The organism is Actinosynnema sp. (assembly GCF_052038725.1).
Genome location: NZ_JBQGCX010000887.1, coordinates 1 through 4,862 on the forward strand (window position 1 = coordinate 1; position 4,862 = coordinate 4,862).

A 4,862-nucleotide genomic window follows, 5' to 3' on the forward strand; every position below is an offset into this window, starting at 1 on the left:
ATGTAGGCGGGGGAGGCGGCCACGCCGTAGGCCGGGAGGTTCTTGGCCCCGGCCAGCTCCCGCTCCTCGAAGCAGATCTTGCCGTCCTGGACCACCGCGGTCATCGACGCGCTGCTGCCGCTCGACTCGCTCAGCGGGGCGGCGACCACCACCTCGTAACCGGCGTGCGCGACTGCCCGCGCCAGCCAGCGGATGCCCGGTGCGTCGATGCCGTCGTCGTTCGTGATGAGGATTCGCATTCGGGGCTGATTGCCCGGTGTAGGGGTCATCATGCCTTCTCTATCGGGGTCAGCCTGACCCGTTCGGTCAGCACCCGGACCGCGTCCACGTGGCCGGTGCCCAGACCGTGCCGGGTGACGTTCAGCGAACCGGCCGCCGCGCCCAGCCTCAAAGCCTCCTCCAGGTCGATGCCGAGCGCCAACCCGGCGGCCAGGCCCGCGGTCATCGAGTCACCACCGCCCTTGGTGTCCACAGTGGACAGTCCGGGCGCGGTGACCCGGAGCAGCTTCGACCCGATCAGCGCCAGCGTGGGCTCGGACGCGCGCGAGACGACGACGGCGCGGGCGCCGCACTCGGCGATCTCCCGCATCGCCGCGACCAGGTCCTCCTCGGCGTCCGACTTCGACCGGCCGTCCTCGACGAGCTCGTCGTGGCTGACCTTCACCACCGTCGGCCCGCCCTCCAGCGCCGCCGCGAGCCTGCCGCCGGACAGGTCGACCACCACGTCCCGCCCCTGGCCGCGCAGGTCGGCGGTGAGCCTGCGGTACACGTCGTCCGGCACCACGTCGTCGTTCGGCCCGCTGAGCACCGCGACCTCGGCGCGCAGGCACTCCACCAGCGCCAGCTCGTACAGGTCGTCCAGCTCGTGCCGGGAGAGGTGGTCGGCGGGCATCTCGACCAGCGACTCCCGCTCACCCGCCCGCCGGTCGTGCACGTACGCGCCGTTGCGCGCCGCCACGTCCAGCACCTTCAGCTCCACGCCCACCAGGTTGCGCAGCACCTCGCCGGTCTCCCCGCCGAGCGCCGCGATGAGCACGACCTCGGCCCCGAGCGAGGAGATCATCCTCGACTGCCACACGCCCTGCCCGCCCGCGTGCAGGTGGATGTCCGGGGCGCCGTCCAGGTCTTCCACGGTCACGGTCAGCTGGGGAGAAGGCGCGAACACCGCCACGAGTTCCGTCACATCGGGCGGTTTACCCCGAAACGGACGTACTACACGCGCGATTTTCCCAAAGGTCCGGTACGCCCGCGAGCGGGCGGGCCGGACCTTCAGGGAGCGCTCAGGGTCGACGCGGGCACCTCACCCGAGCCGGAGGTCCGCCACCCGGATCGGCGACGGCGTCGTGCGCGTCGACTCCCGCTGGTACAGCACCGACAGCACCCCCTCCGACCGCACCCGCCCGACGTCAACGCACACCTCGCCGAACGCGCCGGGCAGCCCGTCGCGCACCAGCGCCCAGTCCGACCACCCGCTCGCCGCCGACGCGGAGACGATCCGCCCGCGCGGCATCAGCAGGTACGCGTTGTCCGCCCGGTCCAGCACGAGCCGGGTGCGCTGGGTGTGCCCCGGCACCACCGGCACCTCCCGCTTGACCCACCCGGAACCGCGCCGCACCAGGTGGAACACCCGCCCGTGCTGGGCCCGCCGCCTCGGGTAGTCCTCGACCACCCCGGTGAACCGCTCGGGCACGTGGCTGATCACCACGTGCGGGGCGCCGGAGGAGTCGACCGCCTGCGACTCCTGGTTCATCAGCCCCCGGTCCGGCCCGACCCGGTCGACCAGCACGCCCGGCGAGGCGATGCCGATCGGCGCGCCCCCGGTCGTGCCGACGACCGCGCCCCCGGCGTTGCGCCAGGTGCGGCCCCGGTCGTCGCTGAACGCGTACCCGGTGTCGTGGTTGGCCAGCCCGCCCGGCGCGCCCGCGACGCCGACGACGCCCTCGCGCCAGGTGAACGCCGCGTGCAGCCTCCCGCGCAGGTCGTAGGTCAGGCCGTGCAGGTAGGCGTTGCGGGTCCCGGACACCACGCCGTTCGGCGCGGTGTACTCGCCGGTCGCCGACGTCCACGCGCCCAGCGCCCGCCACCGGCCGTCGCGCAGCTCCGCCAGCTCCTGGGCGCCGTCGCCGGAGCGGCCGGTGCGGTAGGAGAACTGGAGCGCGCCGTCCGGCGCGGTCAGGAACGCCGGGTAGGTCATCGGTCCCAGCTCCAGGCCGCCGAGGGTGCGGCGGACCGGGCCGAACAGGCCCGCCGACCACTCGTGGTCGCCCGGCCGGGCGGTCAGGCCCGGCACGGACTCGGTGTGGTGCAGGCGGGTGTTGTGGCAGTCCATGGCCACGTGCAGCGCGCCGGTGGCGCGCGAGACGCCCAGGGAGATCACGTTGTGCGAGTCGTCGGCGGTGAGCCGGTGCGGCAGGACGGCGGTGAGCCACGGGCCGCCCAGCGCGCGGCGGGCGACCACCGCCTCGCGCGTGGAGGTGTACCAGGCCGCGTACTGGTGGCCGTGCGCGGTGAGGATCGCGTCCTGCTGGAACGAGTTGTTGTTGACCAGCCCCTCGTAGGTCACCGAGTACAGGGCGGCGGGGTCGAGCTCGGTGTCCGACAGCAGCGCCGCGCCCGGCGCCGCCGGGGCGGCGGGCGCGAGGGCGAGCGGGGTGTGAAAGCGATTTCCCATCGGGACTTCCTTGTCCTAGGCCAACGCCACCATCCTGCCGCCACGCGGGTGGATCGGGTACGGGCCGGATGGTCGCATCCGGGGTGCTCCGGGGGCAGTCGGACGCGGCCGTCCGGTGGAAGCGGGCGCGCGCGGCTAGAGTTGCCGATCACCGCCGCACACCGGTCGGCGGCGCCCCGCGCGGTGTCGGGCCGGGCCACCGCGAGGCCGGGCCACCGCGAGGCCGGGAGGAGCCCCGATGTCCACGCCGTTCGAGGCGGCCGAGGTCCAGGCCGGAGCGGCGGAGCCGCGCGAGCACCCCCCGCTGCGGGTGGGGGCGGAGGGGTCGGCCCCGGGGTGGGCGCAGGACCCGGCCGTGCCACCGGGCGGGCCGCGGGTCGCGCCCGAGGCGCCCGCGCCGCCCCCTCCGCTCGCCGAGGCCGCGCTGCCCGGCACCGACGCCGGGTCGTCCACCAACTGGGCCGGGTACGTGCTCAGGGGCGCGCCGGGCACGTTCCGGTCGGTCTCCGCGACCTGGACCGTGCCGCACCCGCACTCCCGGCCCGGCGTCGGCGACTACTACACGCAGTGCGCGGTGTGGGTGGGACTGGACGGCGCGCACCCCGGCGCCGGGCACCTGGCGCAGGTCGGGGTGGACGTCAACGACCTGGGCGGCGAGCGCGAGTACCAGCTGTGGTGGGAGCTGGAGACCGGCGGGGTGGGCGCGGCCCCGATCCCGCACCCGGTGCGCGCGGGCGACGAGCTGCGGGCCGGGGTGGCGCACCTGTTCGGCGGCACGTTCGCGATCTCCGTGGAGTGCCGCGCCGCGGGCTGGGCCTACCGGCGGCGGCACAGCTACCCGCCGGGCACGCCCGCGCCGCCGCTGGGCAGCGCGGAGGTGATCGTGGAGGCCCCGATGTTCCGGGGCGTCACGGGGATGCTGACGGACTTCGGGTCGGTGGAGTTCCTGGACGTGGTGGTGAACGACCTGCCGCTGTCCGGGTTCGCGGGCGCGGCGACGCGGTACGACCTGGTGGACGGGGTCGAGCTGCTCGCGGAGACCGGGCCGCTCGGGGACGGGTTCGGGGTGTACTGGCGCGGGTACGGGCGGCCAAGGCGCGCGCTCGGCGGACAGGTGTGGGAGGGGTGAGCGGGGGCGGGTGAGCGGTCCGCCCACCCGCCCCCGAGCACCCGCTAGCGCACCTTCGGCGCCCGCGCGGCGGCCTTGCGCAGCAGCGGCGAGCGGCCCCGGTTCGGCACCGACCACAGGTCGTGCCCCTGCACGCCCCAGTGCCCCAGCAGCGCGTTCGCGGCCAGGAAACCGCTGGTCGCCGCCCGTTCCATCAGCGCGACCGGCAGGTCCACCCGCACCAGGTCGCCCGCCACCACCACGGTCGGGTCGGTGGTGGTCACGGTCGGCCGGTCGCCGAAGGTCCCCGGCGCGAACAGCGGGCAGTCCTGACCCACCACGTGCTCCACGTGCTCGACCCGCGCCCCCGCGAGCTCCGGGAACACGCCCTCGGCCTCGGCGAGCAGCCGCGCCGCCACCTCCGCCCTCCCCGCCTCGGTCGCCACCTCGGCCTCGTCGACGGCGTAGGCGTGCAGCTCCACCACGGACCCGCCGGTCCGCTCCCGCCACGCCCGCGCGGGCTCCTCGAACAGGTCCAGCACGCTGATGTTGTCCAGCAGCCGGAACCCGCTGGTGCCCAGGAACGGCGGCCGGTCCACGCGGGCCGGGCGGTCGAGCCAGTAGCGGGACACCAGGAACGGCGGGGCCGTGCGCAGCGAGCCGACCTTGGTGCGCCAGGCGGCGTCGGCCAGCTCCGGCGAGGCGCCGACCACCGAGCGCAGGCCGGGCACGTCCGCCGCCAGCACCACCGCGTCGACCTCGTCCGCCGCCCCGCCCGCCACGACCCGGTGGCCCGAGCCGGTCCGGTCCACCCGCTCCACCGCGCTGCCGGTGCGCACCTGCGCGCCGAGGGCCTCCAGGTGGCGCCGCAGCGGCTCCCACAGCGCCTCCGGGTACGGCGCGTCCGGGACGTCGAACAGCAGGCCCTCGCTGGAGCCGAGGAAGTAGATGTGGAACATCGTCACCAGCTCGGCCGCCGACAGCCGCGACGGGTGCGCGAAGAAGCTGCGCGAGAACACCTCGAACGCCAGGTGCCTCGCCGCGTCCGGGAAGCCGATGCGGCGCAGGAACGTGTCCGCGTCG

General features: G+C 75.4%; 5 protein-coding genes. 1 reads left to right on the plus strand and 4 read right to left on the minus strand.

Going from position 1 to position 4,862, the window contains the following annotated elements; genetic code table 11:
• The 3 genes from ACTUAL_RS18300 to ACTUAL_RS18310 all read right to left on the minus strand — a co-directional run.
• Window positions 1–239 (minus strand): 5'/3'-nucleotidase SurE (locus ACTUAL_RS18300; protein WP_440901121.1); only part of this gene is annotated, 239 nt, incomplete at its 3' end.
• 29 nt (window positions 240–268) lie between these two features.
• Window positions 269–1,183 carry a 1-phosphofructokinase family hexose kinase gene (locus tag ACTUAL_RS18305; RefSeq protein ID WP_440901122.1) on the minus strand — a complete coding sequence of 305 codons (915 nt, stop codon included), beginning with the start codon at window positions 1,181–1,183 and terminating at the stop codon, window positions 269–271.
• A gap of 117 nt (window positions 1,184–1,300) precedes the next feature.
• Entirely contained in the window at window positions 1,301–2,671 is a 1,371-nt protein-coding gene (locus tag ACTUAL_RS18310; protein WP_440901123.1) for a BNR repeat-containing protein, read from the minus strand.
• Window positions 2,672–2,909: 238 nt separating this feature from the next.
• Between ACTUAL_RS18310 and ACTUAL_RS18315 the strand changes: the two genes are divergently transcribed.
• Window positions 2,910–3,800 (plus strand): G1 family glutamic endopeptidase, encoded by an 891-nt coding sequence (locus ACTUAL_RS18315; RefSeq protein WP_440901124.1) that lies wholly within the window; start codon window positions 2,910–2,912, stop codon window positions 3,798–3,800.
• Between the two features lie 44 nt (window positions 3,801–3,844).
• Here the strand turns inward: ACTUAL_RS18315 and ACTUAL_RS18320 are convergent.
• The coding region (locus tag ACTUAL_RS18320; RefSeq protein WP_440901125.1) for an FAD-dependent oxidoreductase at window positions 3,845–4,862 on the minus strand (1,018 nt) is incomplete at its 5' end.

Bases quoted from the DNA above. Each gene is read 5' to 3' on its own strand.
- ACTUAL_RS18310 (WP_440901123.1), bottom strand. From the start codon at position 2,671: ATGGGAAATCGCTTTCACACCCCGCTCGCCCTCGCGCCCGCCGCCCCG.
- ACTUAL_RS18315 (WP_440901124.1), top strand. From the start codon at position 2,910: ATGTCCACGCCGTTCGAGGCGGCCGAGGTCCAGGCCGGAGCGGCGGAG.